The organism is Sphingopyxis fribergensis (genome assembly GCF_000803645.1).
Classification (GTDB): domain Bacteria; phylum Pseudomonadota; class Alphaproteobacteria; order Sphingomonadales; family Sphingomonadaceae; genus Sphingopyxis; species Sphingopyxis fribergensis.
In genome coordinates, this window is the sequence record NZ_CP009122.1 from 2670305 (window position 1) to 2687041 (window position 16737).

15 protein-coding genes are annotated in these 16737 nt (G+C 64.1%); 4 read left to right on the top strand and 11 right to left on the bottom strand.

Translation table 11 applies throughout. From position 1 onward, the window contains the following. Positions 1 to 16 precede the first annotated feature (16 nt). The gene (locus SKP52_RS12360; RefSeq protein ID WP_039575083.1) at positions 17 to 673 is read right to left on the bottom strand and encodes a histidine phosphotransferase family protein; all 657 of its coding nucleotides are present in this window, start codon (positions 671 to 673) and stop codon (positions 17 to 19) included. A gap of 139 nt (positions 674 to 812) precedes the next feature. Here SKP52_RS12360 and SKP52_RS12365 point away from each other — a divergent pair, with 139 nt between their 5' ends. The 3 genes from SKP52_RS12365 (at position 813) to mtgA (ending at position 3513) form a co-directional block, all read left to right on the top strand. Continuing rightward, on the top strand, positions 813 to 1769 hold the full coding sequence (locus tag SKP52_RS12365) for an RluA family pseudouridine synthase (protein ID WP_052208214.1): 957 nt from the start codon (positions 813 to 815) through the stop codon (positions 1767 to 1769). 80 nt (positions 1770 to 1849) lie between these two features. Further along, entirely contained in the window at positions 1850 to 2752 is a 903-nt protein-coding gene (rpoH, locus tag SKP52_RS12370; RefSeq protein ID WP_039575085.1) for an RNA polymerase sigma factor RpoH, read from the top strand. Positions 2753 to 2805: 53 nt separating this feature from the next. Then, positions 2806 to 3513 carry a monofunctional biosynthetic peptidoglycan transglycosylase gene (gene mtgA / locus SKP52_RS12375; RefSeq protein WP_039575088.1) on the top strand — a complete coding sequence of 236 codons (708 nt, stop codon included), beginning with the start codon at positions 2806 to 2808 and terminating at the stop codon, positions 3511 to 3513. A gap of 210 nt (positions 3514 to 3723) precedes the next feature. On the opposite strand, the gene SKP52_RS12380 is transcribed toward mtgA, so the two are convergent. The 6 genes from SKP52_RS12380 to SKP52_RS26495 all read right to left on the bottom strand — a co-directional run bounded on the left by SKP52_RS12380 (position 3724) and on the right by SKP52_RS26495 (position 9809). Then, on the bottom strand, positions 3724 to 4260 hold the full coding sequence (locus SKP52_RS12380; protein ID WP_039580919.1) for a J domain-containing protein: 537 nt from the start codon (positions 4258 to 4260) through the stop codon (positions 3724 to 3726). A gap of 54 nt (positions 4261 to 4314) precedes the next feature. Further along, positions 4315 to 5100, bottom strand: coding sequence for a polyphosphate kinase 2 family protein (locus SKP52_RS12385; protein ID WP_039575091.1), 786 nt, complete (start codon positions 5098 to 5100; stop codon positions 4315 to 4317). Between the two features lie 96 nt (positions 5101 to 5196). After that, a complete protein-coding gene (locus SKP52_RS12390; protein ID WP_039575094.1) occupies positions 5197 to 6069 on the bottom strand; it encodes an alpha/beta fold hydrolase in 873 nt (290 codons plus the stop codon). A gap of 3 nt (positions 6070 to 6072) precedes the next feature. Beyond that, on the bottom strand, positions 6073 to 7863 hold the full coding sequence (gene aspS, locus SKP52_RS12395) for an aspartate--tRNA ligase (protein WP_039575096.1): 1791 nt from the start codon (positions 7861 to 7863) through the stop codon (positions 6073 to 6075). A 105-nt stretch (positions 7864 to 7968) separates the two neighbouring features. Then, positions 7969 to 9480, bottom strand: coding sequence for an FAD-binding protein (locus tag SKP52_RS12400; RefSeq protein ID WP_039575099.1), 1512 nt, complete (start codon positions 9478 to 9480; stop codon positions 7969 to 7971). Continuing rightward, the gene (locus SKP52_RS26495; protein WP_160292410.1) at positions 9480 to 9809 is read right to left on the bottom strand and encodes a hypothetical protein; all 330 of its coding nucleotides are present in this window, start codon (positions 9807 to 9809) and stop codon (positions 9480 to 9482) included. Before SKP52_RS26495 ends, SKP52_RS12400 begins: the two co-directional genes overlap by 1 nt. Before the next feature lie 121 nt (positions 9810 to 9930). Between SKP52_RS26495 and rnd the strand changes: the two genes are divergently transcribed. Continuing rightward, a complete protein-coding gene (rnd, locus tag SKP52_RS12410) occupies positions 9931 to 11118 on the top strand; it encodes a ribonuclease D (protein ID WP_039575105.1) in 1188 nt (395 codons plus the stop codon). On the opposite strand, the gene SKP52_RS12415 is transcribed toward rnd, so the two are convergent. From SKP52_RS12415 to SKP52_RS12430, 4 genes are read right to left on the bottom strand one after another with little or no spacing between them, the layout of a single operon-like run. Then, positions 11115 to 12602, bottom strand: coding sequence for a Ppx/GppA family phosphatase (locus SKP52_RS12415; protein WP_039575107.1), 1488 nt, complete (start codon positions 12600 to 12602; stop codon positions 11115 to 11117). The genes rnd and SKP52_RS12415 overlap by 4 nt on opposite strands. Positions 12603 to 12607: 5 nt before the next feature. Then, a complete protein-coding gene (locus SKP52_RS12420) occupies positions 12608 to 14776 on the bottom strand; it encodes an RNA degradosome polyphosphate kinase (RefSeq protein ID WP_039575109.1) in 2169 nt (722 codons plus the stop codon). Continuing rightward, positions 14767 to 15423 carry an HdaA/DnaA family protein gene (locus SKP52_RS12425; protein ID WP_039575110.1) on the bottom strand — a complete coding sequence of 219 codons (657 nt, stop codon included), beginning with the start codon at positions 15421 to 15423 and terminating at the stop codon, positions 14767 to 14769. Before SKP52_RS12425 ends, SKP52_RS12420 begins: the two co-directional genes overlap by 10 nt. After that, entirely contained in the window at positions 15423 to 16694 is a 1272-nt protein-coding gene (locus tag SKP52_RS12430) for a hypothetical protein (RefSeq protein WP_039575113.1), read from the bottom strand. Before SKP52_RS12430 ends, SKP52_RS12425 begins: the two co-directional genes overlap by 1 nt. Positions 16695 to 16737: the final 43 nt, after the last annotated feature.

The following is a 16737-nucleotide window of genomic DNA, read 5'->3' on the forward strand; positions in this document are numbered from 1 at the left end:
ATGGTTAAGGGAGGCTTTACCCGCGACCGCGGAGGACGGCTCCAACCAGCAGCGAGGTCGGTGTTTCGCGCGCCAGCATGACGGTGCCGTCATTCTGCCGCGCCACTGCCTGCACCAGCACTGCGGGCGCGGTGCGCGAGGTCATCGGGCTCGCGCCTTCGCCTTCGGCCAGGATGCGTTCGACATCGGCGTCGAGGAACATGCGCTCGGCCTCGACATGCAGCGCGATCTCGATGCCCCCATCCTTATCGGCGCCCTGCTTTTCGCAGCCGACATCGAGCCGCCCGCCGCGCACCAGCGCATCGACGAGGAGAAGCGACAGGTTGAGGATGATCTTCACCGCGGGCTTGGGCAGCGGATCGGTCCCGATCATCCAGTTCAGTTCGATCGCGCGGTCGCCGATGATCCCCTGGATCGCCGACTTCGCTTCGTCGGCCGGAACGAGTTCGCCGAAGCCGCCCGCCGACCCGAAAGCGAGGCGAAAAAACTTCAGCTTGTTCGCCGATGTCCGCGCGCTTTGTTCGAGCAGTTCGAAGCAACGCTCACGCATCGCCGGGTCTTTTTCGTCGGCGAGCAGTTCGAGGCCGTTGGCGAAGGCGCCGACGGGGCTCAGCAGGTCGTGACACAGGCGCGAGGCCAGCATCGAGGCAAAATCGACGCGATCGTCGGACATGGATGAAATGGCTCCCCAGCGCAGTCTCCGGACCTTTCCGGCACGGGCTGCTCCTACGGCACCAAAGCCGTCCAGGGCAAGCGCGATACGGCAAGGCGTGGCCCTTGAATTTCGCCGTCCAAAAACCACATTCCTCTCAATGCAGGGGGATGACGATATTTTGACCGTGGCGCTATCGGATAGCGCGGCCGGGTTGCGGCTCGACCGGGCCTTGGCCGAGGCGCTGCCCAGCCTGTCGCGCGAGCGCCTCAAGAGCCTGATCAAGGGCGGCCGCGTCGTCGATGCGAGCGGCAATATCCTTTGGGATCCCTCGGGAAAGGCGGCGGCGCCCACTACGATCGAGGTTCGCCTTCCCGCCGCCAAGCCCGCGCACAATGTCGCGCAAGACATGGGGCTGGTCATCGCATATGAGGACGAGCATCTAATCGTCATCGACAAGCCCGCGGGGATGGTCGTCCATCCCGCCGCCGGCAATCTCGACGGCACGATGGTCAACGCATTGCTGCATCACTGCGCGGGGCAATTGTCGGGGATCGGCGGCGTCGCGCGGCCGGGGATCGTGCACCGGATCGACAAGGACACGAGCGGGCTGATCGTCGCCGCCAAGCATGACAAGGCGCACGAAGGCCTGGCGAAGCAGTTCGCCGCGCACAGCATCGACCGCCGCTATCTCGCGCTCGCAACCGGACGGCCGATGCCCGCGAACGGGACGATCGATGCGGCGCTCGGCCGCTCGACGACGAACCGCAAGAAGATGGCGGTGGTCGCCGAAGGGCGCGGCAAGCATGCGATCACGCATTATCGCACGATCGAACCGCTGAAGGGTGCGGCTCTGGTCGAATGCCGGCTGGAAACCGGACGTACGCATCAGGTACGCGTTCACATGGCGCATATCGGCCATCCGCTGGTCGGCGATCCCGTCTATGGGCGCCAACGTAAACCTTTGTCTGATGTACTTAAGACCCGGAATTTCGTACGTCAGGCGTTGCACGCGGCCCATTTGGGTTTTATTCATCCGGTAACCGGTAACGAAATCGCGCTCGACAGCGAACTCCCAGCCGACATGCGGGAACTGCTCAACGAACTGCGCGTTTAGGTTTCGAATGAAAATCTATTTTGACCGCCAAGGCAAATGGCGGCACAATGATCACAGGATTTTAGGGAAGACACTCTCCTATGGCTAACAAAAGCAATGTTCCGGCCACGGTTCCAGCGCTCGGCGGTGAGGCGAGCCTGAACCGCTATCTGGCCGAAATCCGCAAATTCCCCCTGCTCACCCCCGAGCAGGAATATATGCTCGCGAAGCGATTCCAGGAGCATGGCGACAATGAGGCTGCGGCGCAGCTCGTCACTTCGCACCTCCGCCTCGTCGCGAAAATCGCGATGGGTTACCGCGGCTATGGCTTGCCGGTCAGCGAGCTGATCAGCGAAGGCAATATCGGCCTGATGCAGGGCGTGAAAAAATTCGACCCTGAACGCGGCTTCCGCCTCGCGACCTATGCAATGTGGTGGATCCGCGCCTCTATCCAGGAATTCATCCTGCGCTCTTGGAGCCTCGTCAAAATGGGCACCACTGCAGCGCAGAAGAAGCTGTTCTTCAACCTCCGCCGGATGAAGAACAACCTGGCGGCTTTCGAAGACGGCGACCTGTCGCCCGAAAATCTGACCAAGATCGCGACCGACCTGGGCGTCACCGAAGAAGAAGTCATCAGCATGAACCGTCGCATGTCGATGGGCGGCGACACTTCGCTGAACGTGCCGATGGGCGAGGATGGCGACAGCCAGTGGCAGGATCTGCTCGGCGACGAGGGCCCGCTGCAGGACGAACGCGTCGCCGAAGCGCAGGAGCGCGACGTGCGCCATTCCCTGCTCAATGAGGCGCTCGAATCGCTCAACGAGCGCGAACGCCACATCCTGACCGAACGTCGCCTGACCGACGATCCCAAGACGCTCGAAGACCTGAGCCAGGTTTACGACGTCAGCCGCGAACGCGTCCGCCAGATCGAAGTGCGCGCGTTTGAAAAGCTGCAAAAGGCGATGCTGAAGCTGGCGGGCGACCGGCGGTTGGTCGGGGCCTGATTTTTCCCTAAACAGCCGCTTGCCACTCGGTGGCAAGCGGCTAATTTGCCCGCATGGCAACTCCTCCCCGCGCGAAGAAGCGCAAGCTCCCCTGGTATCTTCGGCCGTTCAAATGGCTGTTCTGGTTCATCATCGCCTCGGTGCTGTGGGTGCTGCTCTATGCCGTCGTGCCGCCGCCCGTGACCTTCACAATGCTGGCGGACAGCAATGGGATCACCAAGGACTGGACGGCTTTGTCGGGCATCGACCGCAACATGGTCCGCGCTGTAATCGCGGCCGAGGACGGCAAATTCTGCAGCCACGACGGCTTCGACCGTGACGCGATCGAACAGGCGATCGAGCGAAACGCTCAGGGCAAGCGCATGCGCGGCGGATCGACGATCAGCCAGCAGAGCGCGAAAAATGTCTTCCTGTGGCAAGGAACCGGCTGGACCCGCTATGTCCGCAAGGTGCCCGAAGTGTGGTTCACCTTCCTGATCGAAAAAATCTGGGGCAAGCGCCGGATCATGGAGGTCTATCTCAATGTCGCCGAGACCGGCATCGGCACCTATGGCGTCGAGGCGGGGGCGCAGCGCTATTTCAAGCATGGCGCGGGCAAGCTGACCCCCGCCGAGGCGGGACGCATCGCCGCGATCCTGCCGCTGCCCAAGAAACGCGAGGCCGTGAGCCCGTCGGGCTTCACGCGCCGCTACGGCAATACGATCCGCGCGCGCATCGGCGTGGTTGGGCGCGACGGGCTGGATGCGTGTGTGTATAAATAGGGTCGATACGTCGGCTTTGGGGTGGTGAGCGGACGTAGCCCTCTCCCGTTCAGGGGAGAGGGTTGGGAGAGGGGGCGGAAGCAGTTCAAGCCCCTCTCAACTGCGGCTAGCCGGTAAAACCGGCAAGCCTTCTTATCTCTCCCCTGAAGGGGAGAGAGCAAATCCTTCAACGGCAACTATCGGTCGCTAGCAGCCGTCAGCGCAAAACCGCTAAGCCGGCTTCCAGCTCTTGCGTTCTTCGGCCTGCTTCAGCACCTCGAACGCCGCCTGCCCTGCGGCAAAGCGCTTCGCCGCGTCGGCATCGCCGGGTTTCACGTCGGGGTGGGTTTCCTTGGCGAGATTGCGCCACGCCTTTTTCGTCGCCTCGAAATCGGCGTCGGGTTCGAGGTCGAGAATTTCGAGCGCGCGCATTTCGTCGGCGCTGCGGGTGCCGTCGCCCGATCCGCCCCACGCGTAATGCTGCGCCTTTGCATAGGCTCCGGCGTCGCGCGTTTCATCGGCCGCCCGCGCCGCCGCATCTTCGGCGCTCAATCCTTCGAAATAATCCCAGCCGCGGTTATATTCGGCGGCGTGGGTTTCGCAGAAATACCAGCGCTCGGGGCTGTTCGGCGATTTCGGCGCGGGGCAATTGCCGGGGTTGGTGCAGCCGTGGCGATCGCAAAGGCGCACCTTCTGCGCCTCGGTGCTCGATCCATAGGGGCGCCAGCGGGGAAAACCCCAGTCATCGGTTCTTTTGGCGCGGCTCATCATTCGCATGTAGCGGCTGGGGCGCCCGATTGCTAGCCAAGGAGGCCGAAAAACCTAGTCTTTGGGCTTGTAGCCGAAGGCCTTGCTCGCGAGTTTGACGACCGCGGGGTCCAGATCGGGCGGCGTCATTGGCACAGCGGCTTCGAGCGTTTCGATAATATGCGTCAGTGCAGCGATGCGCGCCGCCTTCTTGTTGTTGCCGTCGATCACTTTCCACGGCGCCCAGCGTGTATTCGTCTGCGCGAACATCTCGTCCATCGCGGCCAGATAATCCTTGCGCTTCGCCCGGTTGCGATAATCTTCGGTGCCGGTTTTCCAGCGCTTCCACGGATTGTCGAGCCGGTCGGCAAACCGCTTGTCCTGTTCGTCCTGCGTCACATGGATGAAGAGTTTGACGAGGTTGGTGCGATTGCCGGTCAGCTGCGCCTCAAACTCGTTGATTTCATCATAGCCCTTGCGCCACTCGGCCTCGGTGGCGAAGCCTTCGACGCGCTCGACCAGTACGCGGCCGTACCAGCTGCGGTCGAAGATCGATATTTCGCGGTTGCCGGGCAGGCGCTTCCAGAAACGCCACAGGAAATGCCGCGCCTTTTCCTCGTCGCTCGGCGCGCTGATCGGCCATACTTCGAAATAGCGCGGGTCGAGCGACGCGGTCAGCCGCTGGATGATCCCGCCCTTCCCCGCCGCGTCCCAGCCTTCGAACATGATGATGCTGCGCTGCCCGCGGGTGATGTGCGCGGCCTGCAGCCGTTCGAGCCGATCCTCGAGCGCCGCAATGGCGTCGGAATAGTCGCCGTCATATTTGGCGCCGGCTTCATAGTCGGAAAGGGAGATGCTCATCGGGTTATCCTAGCCAAGAGAAAGCGTCCTACCAAGCGGACGATGCGGCGATGTCATTTTCTGGCACAGGGTGCGCCGGCTTTCTTATCGGCGGAATCAAAGATGCTCGGCGAGCAGCGCGGCGACGCGCGCTGGCGCCTCCATCGGTATAAAATGGCTTTGGTCGGCCCATAGTTCGTCGCGCTCCGCGCCGATCGCCATACCGAGGCCGGTCCAGGTCGGACTCAGCGAAAAATCGAGCGGCCCGCCACGTTCGCCGGTCGGTGCGCGGATCACCGTGGAGGGAACCGTGAGATAGTGAAGCCATTCATGCGGGTTGGTACGCAGCGCATTTTGATAGACCGACGCCTCAAGCGCCGGAGGACAGGCGAGCTCCAGTCCCTCGCCGTCCGCAGCGGGGACAAGGCCATGGGTGCAGTAATCGGCAAGGACGCGCGGATCCCAGTTCGCATAGGGCGGCCGTTCGGCAAAACGGGCACGCATCTCCTCTACGCTCGACCAGCCATTGCGACGGCGCGCGACAGGATGCTCGGCTGGATCGGGGATCGGCCTGGCCGCCTCTTCCTCGTAAAAAGCGGGGTCCATGATCACCGGATCGATCAGGACAAGATGGGCGAAGGCGGCCGGGCGCTGTGATGCGAGTCGCGTCAGGATATAGGCGCCCATGCTGTGCCCGCAGCCGACAAGCGGATGGCCGCCGAGCCCGTCGAGCAGCGGCAGCAGCACGTCGGCGGTCGCCGCCCAGTTGGCGAGTGTCGCCGGGCGGAAACTGCGGCCATGGCCGCGATGGTCGGGCGCGATGATATGCGTATCGGCAGGCAGCGCCGCAACGACCTGATCCCACAGGCGCGCGTGAAATCCCGTCGCATGCAGCAGGAGCAGCGAAGCCCCCTCGCCCCGCTCACCCCATTCGAACCAGCAGATATCGCCCTCCGGCGTTCCCAGCCGGTGCTCCCGGGGTTCGCTCACGCCTTAGCTCTTTGGGCCGTCGACGATGCGGATGCCGAGTTCCTTGAGCTGTTTTTCGCTGACCGGCGCTGGCGCGTTCATCATCAGATCCTCGGCCTTCTGGGTCATCGGGAAGACGATGACTTCGCGAATGTTCGGCTCATCCGCGAGCAGCATCACGATGCGGTCGACGCCCGGTGCCGATCCGCCATGCGGCGGCGCCCCGAATTTGAACGCGTTGATCATGCCGCTGAAGTTCGCATCGACATCGGCTTGGCTATAACCCGCGATTTCGAACGCCTTGTACATGATGTCCGGCCGATGGTTGCGGATCGCGCCCGACGACAGTTCGACGCCGTTGCAGACGATGTCATATTGATAGGCAAGGATATCGAGCGGGTCCTTGGTCGCCAGCGCGTCCATCTCGCCCTGCGGCATAGAGAAGGGATTGTGGCTGAAGTCGATCTTGCCGGTTTCCTCGTCGGCCTCGAACATCGGGAAGTCGACGATCCAGCAGAATTCGAAGCGGCTCTTGTCGATGAGGTCAAGCTGGTCGGCGACGCGCGTGCGTGCAAGGCCGGCGAGCTTCGCGGCCTTCGCCTCGGCGCCCGCAGCAAAGAAGATGCCGTCGTTCGGGCCCAGCCCCATCGCGTCGGCGATCGCCTTCATGCCGTCCTGGCCATGGTTGTTGGCGATCGGACCGCCGAACACGCCATCCTTCTGCGTCGCATAGCCGAGGCCGGGAAAACCTTCCGACTGCGCCCAGCTGTTCATCTCGTCGAAGAATTTGCGGCTCTTCTCGTGCGTTTCGGGGGCGGCGACGGCACGGACAACCTGGCCTTCCTCGACCATCGATGCAAAGCGGCCGAAGCCCGATCCCTTGAAGAAATCGCCGACATCATGGACGAGCAGCGGGTTGCGCAGGTCGGGCTTGTCGCTGCCATATTTCAGCATCGATTCGCGGTACGGGATGCGCTTGAACGGCAACGGCGACACGCTGCGGCCCTTGCCGTCGAAATCGGCGAATTCCTCGAACACGCCGTGCAGGACGGGCTCGATCGCGTTGAAAACATCGTCCTGCGTGACGAAGCTCATCTCGAAATCGAGCTGGTAGAATTCGCCGGGCGAACGGTCGGCGCGCGCATCCTCGTCGCGGAAGCAGGGCGCAATCTGGAAATAGCGGTCGAAGCCCGCGACCATCAGCAGCTGCTTGAACATCTGCGGCGCCTGCGGCAGCGCGTAGAATTTGCCGGGATGGACGCGGCTGGGCACCAGATAGTCGCGCGCACCTTCGGGGCTGCTCGCGGTCAGGATCGGCGTCTGGAATTCAGTGAACCCCTGATCGATCATCCGGCGGCGCAGCGACGAGATCACGTTCGAGCGCAGCACGATATTCTTGTGCAGCCGCTCGCGGCGCAGATCGAGGAAACGGTTGGTGAGGCGGATTTCCTCGGGATATTCGGTATCGCCGAACACCGGCAGCGGCAGGCGATCGGCGGCCGACTGCACCGTCACCGCGCTCGGATAGATTTCGATCTCGCCGGTCGCCAGCTTCGGGTTGAGCGTCTCGGGCGAGCGCGCGGCGACCTTGCCCGTGAAGGTCAGAACGGACTCGGGGCCCAGTGCGTTGACGGTGGGATAGAGGTCCGAACCGGTTTCCACCACGATCTGGGTAATCCCATAATGGTCGCGAAGATCGACGAAGAGCACATTCGCATGCTCGCGCGTGCGATGCACCCAGCCCGAAAGACGGACTTCCTCACCGACGTTGGCGGCGCGAAGATCTGCGCATGTGTGGGTGCGATAGGCGTGCATTATGTTCGTCTTTCAAATGTCCGGAGAGGCGCGCAGGAAAACGCGCCGATATGGCCGCGCCTAAGGCAATGCGGCGCGCCATTTGTCAAGGGTGGAGGGCGTAAATCAACGGGTCAGGCCGAGGTTGTCGAGCACCTCGCTGCCGAACAGCGCGCGATGCGCCGGATCGGGAAGCAGCCGGCCCTGCGCCGCCCGCCAGCGTCGGAAATCCTCGCCATAGTCGGCGGCGACGCGCGCGGCGTCGAGGTGGCAATTTTTGGCCCAGTGGCGGGTGAAGCCGATGCCCTCGGCATCGAGGCATTCGACAACGCGGGCATAGGCGTCGGCGGTGCGCCGGCTGCGCGGCCCGTCGAAATCGATCACAGCATTATGCGTGAAGCGCGCGGGGGCGAGCAGACCCTGCGCGCGCTCCATGAAGCGCACCGTGACCACGGTGGAGCCGCCATGTTTGGCGTAAACGGCGCAGATGCGCTCGAACGCGCGCGCGAGGTCGGCGCGGTCGATGGTGACCGAAGCGTTGAACAGGCCGGCGAGCGGCCGGTGCGTGTCGAGCCCCTCGCCCCAGCTGCCATAGACCGGCGGGTCATCGACGTCGGGCCCGCTGGCATAGCCCTGCTTCATCGCGAACTGGAGAAGCGGCCCCCGCGCCCACGGATAATCATTGAGCAACCGGCCGAGCAGGCTGAGCGCGTCATAACCCGCGCCGAGCTGGCCCGGCGTGGCGCGGGGATAATCGTCGCGCCAAGGTTCGCGATACAGGAAGCGCAGCATCGCCGGCCGTTTGAACGGCTTGTACGGATTGACGATCATCTGGACGAAATCGGGGTCTCGATCGAGCGCGTATGCGGCCGAGAAGCGCCGGAAATCGCCGGCGGCGAGCCAGTCGAGCGCGGCGCGATCGACCTTGCGGAGATTCTGGATCGGGCGGACGAGGAATTTCGGCACGCTGTCGACCACGAGCGCAGTAACGATGCCGACCGACCCAACGGGAAGCTGCGCCGCTGCAAAAACCTCATCGTCGCGTAGCGCCACTGAGCCCGTCGCGGCAATGAAGGCGTCGCTCATCACACCCGCGGCCGGCTCTATCCAGTGAATGCCGGCGGGCGTGACGATCTGCACCGCGCGGATATGGTCCTGGATACCGCCGCGCGCGATCATCGAGCCATGGGTGCCGGTTGCCGCGGCCCCCGCGAACGTCTGCCCGTTGCCCGCGCCGCTGGTCCACAGCGAACGGCCCTGTTCCTCGAACTTGTCCGAAATCTCGTCAACCAGCGCGCCCGCCTCGACGAGCATCAACGCGCCCGCATCGACACCGGGGCGGACGTCGCCCGCGCCGATCCGGAAGCAACGGTTGAAGCGGCGCGTGTGGAGCAGCCAGCTTTGCGAGCTGATATTGACGTTCGACGGCGACCAGCCCGCGCCGAGCGGGCGGACGCGGCGCTTGGCCAATTTAGCCTGCGCAAGCCAGTCCTGCACCGATTCTGCGGCAATCGCGATCTCGTCGCGCCCGCGCTCGGCGTCGCCGCTGCGCAAGGCGAACCGGGTCGCTCCTTCGCAGGTGCCTGTGCCGTGATAATTGGTCCAACGGCCTTCGTCACCCAGTCTGACGATCGGCATCACGCGTCTCCCAGCGGTGGGATGCCGGCGTGCGCACGCCACGCGACCGTCACGGGGCGCAGGAAACCGAAGGTCACGATCGCGACCAGCATCTGGCGCCGCGTGGCGAACACCCGCACGTCGCAAAGACCATGATCGGATTCGGGGGTCACGAACGGCCGCGCGGCCTGGGCAGCGAACCCCCAGCCTTTCAGCGTCACGACCATCGATTCTTCGTCGAGCGGCCGCGGATTGGCTATCGACAGAAAGATATCCGCCTGCCCCGCGGCATATTGCCCCAAAAGCAACGCAAACCCGAGCGCGGCGAGCGCCCAACCCAGCCACATCATGCCCATATTCCCTTCGACTTTTTCCGCCGTTTTTTTGGCTGCCGGCATTCCGGCTCCGCGACCCGAAGAGCACGGACAATTTTTCCTGCCCGTTCGTCTCAACTAGCTGTATAGGCGCGCTATGCAAGTCCATCCGTTGATCGAAACCAACGCCGCGCTCGTCGAATTCTGCGCCCTCATTCGGGGCAGCGATTTCATCGCGGTCGATACCGAATTCATGCGTGAAAACACTTTCTGGCCAGAGCTTTGCCTGATCCAGGTGGCCGACCGCGACCATGCCGCGGCGATCGACCCGATGGCGCCAGGAATTGACTTGAAGCCCCTGCTCGACCTGCTCGTCGATAATGAAGACATGCTGAAGGTCTTCCATGCGGGCGGACAGGATGTCGAAATCATCTTCAACCTGACCGGCAAGACGCCGCATCCGATCTTCGACACGCAGATCGGCCAGATGGCGCTCGGTCAGGCCGAACAGGTCGGCTATTCGAACCTCGTCGAGGCATGGATCGGGCTGCAACTCGACAAGGGCGCGCGCTTCACCGACTGGAGCCGCCGCCCGCTCGACAAGCGTCAGATCGACTACGCCGTCGGCGACGTGACGCACCTGGCGAAGATTTTCCCGATGATGCTCGACAAGCTAATCAAGACCGGCCGCGGTCATTGGCTCGACGAGGAAATGGAAAAGCTCGCCGACCCCGCCAATTACAGCGTCGATCCCGAAAATGCGTGGCAGCGGATCAAAATCCCGACGCGCAAACTCGACGTGCTCGGCCGGTTGCAGTCGCTCGCCGCATGGCGCGAGCGCGAGGCACGCACGAAGAACCTGCCGCGCGGCCGGATCGTCAAGGACGAAACGCTCGCCGACCTCGCCGCGCATCCGCCGAAGGATCAAGACGGGCTGGGGCGCGTTCGCGGCCTGTCGGCGACATGGCGGACCAACGATATCGGCGGCCGGTTGATGGACGCGATCGCCAATGCCAAGCCGATGTCGAAGGACGACATGCCCGAGCGCGCACCGCGCGGTCCGGGGCTCGGCAAGGAAGGCACGTTGGTTGCCGACCTTCTGAAATTACTGCTCAAAATTCGCGCACGCGAATTGAATGTCGCGGCGCGGCTGATCGCGCGCAGCGACGATCTCGAAGCGCTCGCCGCGGGTGCGCGCGAGGGTATCCAGATGATGCAGGGTTGGCGCTACGACGTGTTTGGCCACGCCGCGCTCGACCTCGTCGAGGGCCGGATGGGCTTTGCCGTCGTCAACGGCAAGCTGGTGATGAGCGAAATCGACCCCAACGCCGCGATAGAAATCTAAAGCAGCACAAGCTCCGGTTTCGCGTCGAACGACTGTGCGAGAACGCGCAGGCGGCGCTCGACCGATTCGCCCGCCAGTTGATGCCAGCCCGTCGCGAGGCATAGCCTTAGCTTGCCGTCGACGAGCGCGACGCCGCTCGCCTTCAGCGGCGCCTCGACCCCGCCGGTCAGCCGCTGCGCTAGGCGGATCGCAAGACCCCATTGCCGCGCGCGCGCCAATCGCTCGGGCGACACGAGTGTGCCCATTGCGGGAAATTCGGCGTCCGCGCCGCCAAAGCCCGCGTAAAGCGCGCGCGCGAGCAGGATGCGCCCCGGAATGTCGATGCTGCGCCAGTTGCCGTGCAGACCGATCTCAGTACCGCGTTCGGCGCGGAAATCGGGGTTCGCCGACCAGGCGACATCGCTCAGCAAGCTGGCGGCAAGGCGGACGCGGCTGTCTGCGGGCGCCTCGTCGGCGAACAGCGGCGCGATCCATTCGGCGATTGCACGGCCGTGCGGCGCAAAGCGCGCCAGCCGACGCCCCTCGAATTCGGCGGCGACGATCAGCGGGTCCTGCGCGCGCGTCTCGGCATCGAGCGCCTGATAGAGCAGTCCTTCACGAAGTCCCGACGACGACACGGTCATTTCGGGGACATCGAGGATGTTGACGAGCGCCGCAAGCAGCGCCGCAGCGTCGGGCAAGGCCGCGGCGCGGTTCGACGCCATGCCTGGAATTGCGCGCAATTCCTCGAAACTTAGCCGCTTCGACGCGCGGACCAAGCGGCGCAGCGCGCTGCGCGGCAGATTATGCTGGTCGAGCACCGCGAGCGGATCGCGCGTCAGTTCGAGGTCGAGGCGCGAGAGCGCGCGCCACGAGCCGCCGACAAGGTAGAGCGGCAAGCCGGTCAGCCCTTTGCCCGGCCAGTCCGCGTCGCGGAGCATCTTGCGGATCGCGCGTTCGAAGGCCTGTTCGCCATCGGCGCGCAGCGCGGGCAGGCGGAGCACGCCGAGGGGGAACGAGGCGCGGCGGCCGACCTTCCCGTCTGATACCTCAGCGAGTTCAAGGCTGCCGCCGCCCAGGTCGACGGCGATGCCGTGCGCATCGGGGATCGCAGCAAGCACGCCATAGCCCGCCGCCTCGGCCTCCTCTTCACCCGACAATAGCCTGATTTCGAGCCCCGCTTCTGCGGCCGCGGCTATGAACTCGGGACCGTTCGCTGCATCGCGCACGGCGGCGGTCGCGACGCATTGCACGTCCATCACGTCCATATGCTTGGCCAGCAACGCGTAGCGGCGCAGAGCGACAAGGCCGCGTTCGGCGTCTTCGACCGCGATGCGGCCGTCGACGGCGAGCCCGCGGCCGAGGCCGGCGGCGACCTTTTCGTTGAAGATCACCGCGGGCGCGCGCGCCGGTCCTTCATAGACGACGATGCGGACCGAGTTGGACCCAATGTCGATCACGGCGGATCGGTGGACCGCCTGCTTGGTGGGACGTTGGGTTTTCAATTTTTTCAATCTTCACGCGTGTCGAAGGCGAGGGTCGGGACGTCGTGGCGCTTGTGGAGCGCGGTGCCGCGGCCCGAGAGCGACGCGTTCGTCATGAAATAATGATGCAAGTTGAACGGCTTGTCTCCCGGCGTAACGCGTACCGAGGTGCCATCGGGCCCAAGAATCCAGCTTTGTTCATTGTCGATCAGGTTCGCGACGAGCACTTGGTCCAATATCTGATCGTGCACCGTCGGGTTTTCGATCGGGATCATATATTCGACACGACGATCGAAGTTGCGCGGCATCCAGTCGGCGCTGCTGATGTAGAGCTTTGCCCCGCGATCCGGCAGCGCCGCGCCGTTCGCGAACGCCCACACGCGACTATGTTCGAGGAAACGCCCGACGACCGATTTGACACGGATCGTCTCCGACAGCCTGGGCACGCCGGGACGCAAGCAGCAGATACCGCGTACGATCAGTTCGATCGGCACCCCCGCCGCGCTCGCTTCGTACAGCTTGTCGATGATGTCGGGGTCGACGAGGCTGTTCATCTTGGCCCACACACCCGATGGCTTCCCTGCCTTTGCCGCAGCGGTTTCGGCGTCGATCAGCTCGGAGAGATGCGCGCGCATGTTGAGCGGCGACATGGTGATGAGGTCGAGCCGTTCAGGTTCGACATAGCCGGTGATATAGTTGAACAGCTGCGCCGCATCGCGCCCAGCGCGCGGATCGGCGGTGAAGAAGCTGAGGTCGGTATAGATGCGTGCGGTTACCGGGTGGTAATTGCCGGTGCCAAAGTGGCAGTATGTGCGATACCCCTGCCCTTCGCGGCGAACGACCATCGAAATCTTCGCGTGCGTCTTCCACTCGATAAAGCCGTAGACGACCTGCACCCCCGCGCGTTCCAGCTGGTTGGCCCAGAGCAGATTCTGTTCCTCATCGAAACGCGCCTTGAGTTCGACGACCGCAGTCACAGACTTGCCCGCTTCAGCCGCCTCGATCAGCGCACGGATCACCGGCGACTGGTCGCCGGCGCGATAGAGCGTCTGCTTGATCGCGACGACGTCGGGGTCGGCCGCGGCCTGGCGCAGGAAAGCGAGGACAACCTCAAAGCTTTCATAAGGATGATGGACGACGATGTCCTTCGAGCGGATCGCCGCGAAGCAATCGCCACCATGTTCGCGAATGCGTTCGGGGAACCGCGCCGAATAGGCGGGAAATTTGAGGTCGGGGCGGTCGACGTCGACAAGCGCCGACAGCGCCGCAAGACCGATGAAGCCGCCGATCTTGGCGACGATCGCCTCGTGCCCCTGAATATCGGCGTTGAGCACCTCGGCGATTTCGCCGGGCATGTCGGCCTCAAGTTCGAGCAGGATCACGCGGCCGCGGCGGCGGCGGCGGATAGCGGTGCGGAACAGGCGCACGAGATCCTCGGCCTCTTCCTCGATTTCGATGTCGCTGTCGCGGATGATACGAAATACACCCAGCGAGCGGATCGTGAAGCCCGGGAAGATGAGGTCGCCGAAAATCTCGATCAGATATTCGATCGGGACGAACGCGCTGCCCTGTCCGGGCACCGGAACGAAGCGCGGGAGCGCGCCCGGAATCAGCACCAGTTCGCGCACCGTCTCGCCATTCGCCTTGCGCTGGAGATCGAAAACAATCCCGAGCCCGCGATTGGGGATGAAGGGAAAGGGATGCGCCGGATCGAGCACCTGCGGGGTCAGGATCGGAAAAATCTGGTCGATGAAATATTGGCGTAGCGCGGTGCGAAGCGCCTCGCGGTCGGAGCCCGTGCCGTGAACGACGATACCCTGTTCGCCGAGTTGCCGGTGGAGCACCTGCCATTCGCTCTGTTGCTGGTCGACGAGGCGGTTCACCTCGGCCTCGATCTCGGCCAGCTGCTGGCCCGGCGAGCGGCCGTCGGCCGAAGGGTCGTCGATCCCCTGCAATTGCTGCCCCTTCAACCCCGCGACGCGGACCATGAAGAATTCGTCGAGGTTGCTGCCCGAAATCGAAAGGAAGCGGAGGCGTTCGAGCAATGGATGTGCGGGATTGCGCGCCTCCTCCATCACGCGGCGGTTGAAAGCCAGCCAGCTGAGTTCGCGGTTAAAGAAGCGTTCGGGGCCGAAGGTGGACAGCGCCGTTTCGGCGTCGTTTTCAGCGCGTAGGGGACCGCCGGTTATCGACATGTCGCTTCATCCTGCCTTTCAAGGAGATCGGGATCGATCAGCCCCTGTGACAGTAATGTTTCACGCGTAAGACGAATGCTAATGCCGCCACCCTTTTCGAGCGACGCGGCGTCGAGCGCCGCGACGACCCGATGGATCGCCGCATAACTGCGCTCCATCCGCGGGACAATGTAAGATGCAACGCCGGGCGCGAGCGCCATGCCACGCTGCGCGAAGATCGCCTCGATCAGGTCGCGCGCAAGGCAGTCATCGGGATCGCCGATCGTGAGCACCGGCACCGCCGCAAGGCGCGAGCGAAGGTCGGGCAGCGCGACATTCCATTCCGCTGGCGGCGCGTCGGCGATGATCAGCAGCGGCGATCCGCTCTCCTGCGCCGCGTTCCACGCATGGAAGATTTCTTCCTCCGACACACTGCCATGCCCGTCGATCACGCGGCCGCCGGTGTCGCTAGCGAAAAGCCGGCCGATGAGACTGCGCCCCGATCCGCGCGGCCCGGTGAGCACCGCCGTGCGGACAGGCCAGGTGGCGACATGGCGCAGGTAACGCACGGCATCGGCGTTGCTGGTGCCGACGATCAGCGGGCCGTCGTTGCTGCCCCCCGCGCTCCAGTCGAGCGGGAGTGCGATCTGTCCCGATGCGCGCGCCATCAGCGGCTGATCCTGAGCGTGCTGCCGCCTTCCTGCACCTTGTAGCCGCGCGCTGTAAGCGCGGCGCTGAGCGCGGCGATATCGCCCCGGAAGGTCACGCGCATCACCGATGTTCCGCCCAGCGCAAGGCTGGTTGTCGACGCCGACTGGACGCCTGCGATGCCACCGACGGCGCGTTCGGTCGCGGTGACCGAATCGACGTCGGGCGAACTATATTGCACGGTGAAGCTCTGCACGCCGACCGCGGCCGTGGTCGGTACGCTGGCGTCGGTTTCGCTCGGCAGCGCGTCTTCGTCAATCGCCGCATCTTCTGGCAGGTCTTCGCGCTCGACCGGCTTTTCGAGGACGAGATAGGTGTCGGTCTTGAGCACGCCCGACGCCAGCGCGTCGATATAGATGCGGTCCATCCGTGCGACCGCTTTCTCCATCATGTCGGGGAGCGCCGCCGGGCTGGGTCCGGTCATCGTGAAGCTGGAAATCAGCTTGCTGTCGGGACCGAAGCGTGCAGTGAAATAACCTTTGATCGGGCCGCTGGGATAGGAATATTCGACGCGCGCAATCGGCGTCAGCACGTCGGCGGCGCCATATTGATCGAGGATGACGCGCCACCAGACGCGCCCGCGTCGCCCGGTCTGCCCGGTGTTGAGCAGCAAGGTATCGGCGCCGGTGCCCGCGGTGCGGACATAGTCGATCGCGCTCTGCCCCGTATTATATTCGGCCCACGCGCGCTGCCACGCGCTGCGTTGTTCGAATACCTGCGGGATGCCGTCGATCGAATAGACCGGAATGACGAGCAACGGAGGCGAGCGCAAAGTCCGACCGCTGACGCCAAGGATCTGGCCGGCGCGAACGCGGTCAAACTGGACGCCGAGCCGCGCGACATAGCGGCGCGGACCGATCTGTTCTTCCTCAACCACGATCGCGGTGACGATGCCGTCAAGCACCGAATCGCCAAGTTTTGGGCCGTCGCTGCCGTTCAATTTGCGATAAAGCTGCGTCCAACCGAGGCGCTGCGCCTCGCGCCAGCCCTTTTCGCGCGCGTCGTCGGCGTTGTCGCCGGTGACGTCGACGAGGATGCCGCTTGCCAAGAAATCGCCGCTGCTGTTGATCGGGGTAATGCCGCGATCGCCGCGCGTGATCTGACCATCGACCACCCCGACGAGCAGAATCGCGAAAAAAAGGCCGAAAGCCGCGGCCCAGCGCCAGTCGCGCGGGCGAAAGGCATCGAGGGTCAGGCGAGGCGCGAAGCGGGGGAAAGCAGCCGAAATCATATCTTCTCTATGCTTTGCCCAAAAGCGTGATGCCGGACAAGGA

Bases quoted from the DNA above. Each gene is read 5' to 3' on its own strand.
- SKP52_RS12400 (WP_039575099.1), bottom strand. From the start codon at position 9,480: ATGCCGATCGTCAGACTGGGTGACGAAGGCCGTTGGACCAATTATCAC.
- SKP52_RS12360 (WP_039575083.1), bottom strand. From the start codon at position 673: ATGTCCGACGATCGCGTCGATTTTGCCTCGATGCTGGCCTCGCGCCTG.
- aspS (WP_039575096.1), bottom strand. From the start codon at position 7,863: ATGCACGCCTATCGCACCCACACATGCGCAGATCTTCGCGCCGCCAAC.
- rpoH (WP_039575085.1), top strand. From the start codon at position 1,850: ATGGCTAACAAAAGCAATGTTCCGGCCACGGTTCCAGCGCTCGGCGGT.
- SKP52_RS12430 (WP_039575113.1), bottom strand. From the start codon at position 16,694: ATGATTTCGGCTGCTTTCCCCCGCTTCGCGCCTCGCCTGACCCTCGAT.
- SKP52_RS12385 (WP_039575091.1), bottom strand. From the start codon at position 5,100: ATGAGCATCTCCCTTTCCGACTATGAAGCCGGCGCCAAATATGACGGC.
- SKP52_RS12420 (WP_039575109.1), bottom strand. From the start codon at position 14,776: ATGTCGATAACCGGCGGTCCCCTACGCGCTGAAAACGACGCCGAAACG.
- SKP52_RS12425 (WP_039575110.1), bottom strand. From the start codon at position 15,423: ATGGCGCGCGCATCGGGACAGATCGCACTCCCGCTCGACTGGAGCGCG.
- SKP52_RS12365 (WP_052208214.1), top strand. From the start codon at position 813: ATGCAGGGGGATGACGATATTTTGACCGTGGCGCTATCGGATAGCGCG.
- SKP52_RS12380 (WP_039580919.1), bottom strand. From the start codon at position 4,260: ATGAGCCGCGCCAAAAGAACCGATGACTGGGGTTTTCCCCGCTGGCGC.
- SKP52_RS26495 (WP_160292410.1), bottom strand. From the start codon at position 9,809: ATGATGTGGCTGGGTTGGGCGCTCGCCGCGCTCGGGTTTGCGTTGCTT.
- rnd (WP_039575105.1), top strand. From the start codon at position 9,931: ATGCAAGTCCATCCGTTGATCGAAACCAACGCCGCGCTCGTCGAATTC.
- mtgA (WP_039575088.1), top strand. From the start codon at position 2,806: ATGGCAACTCCTCCCCGCGCGAAGAAGCGCAAGCTCCCCTGGTATCTT.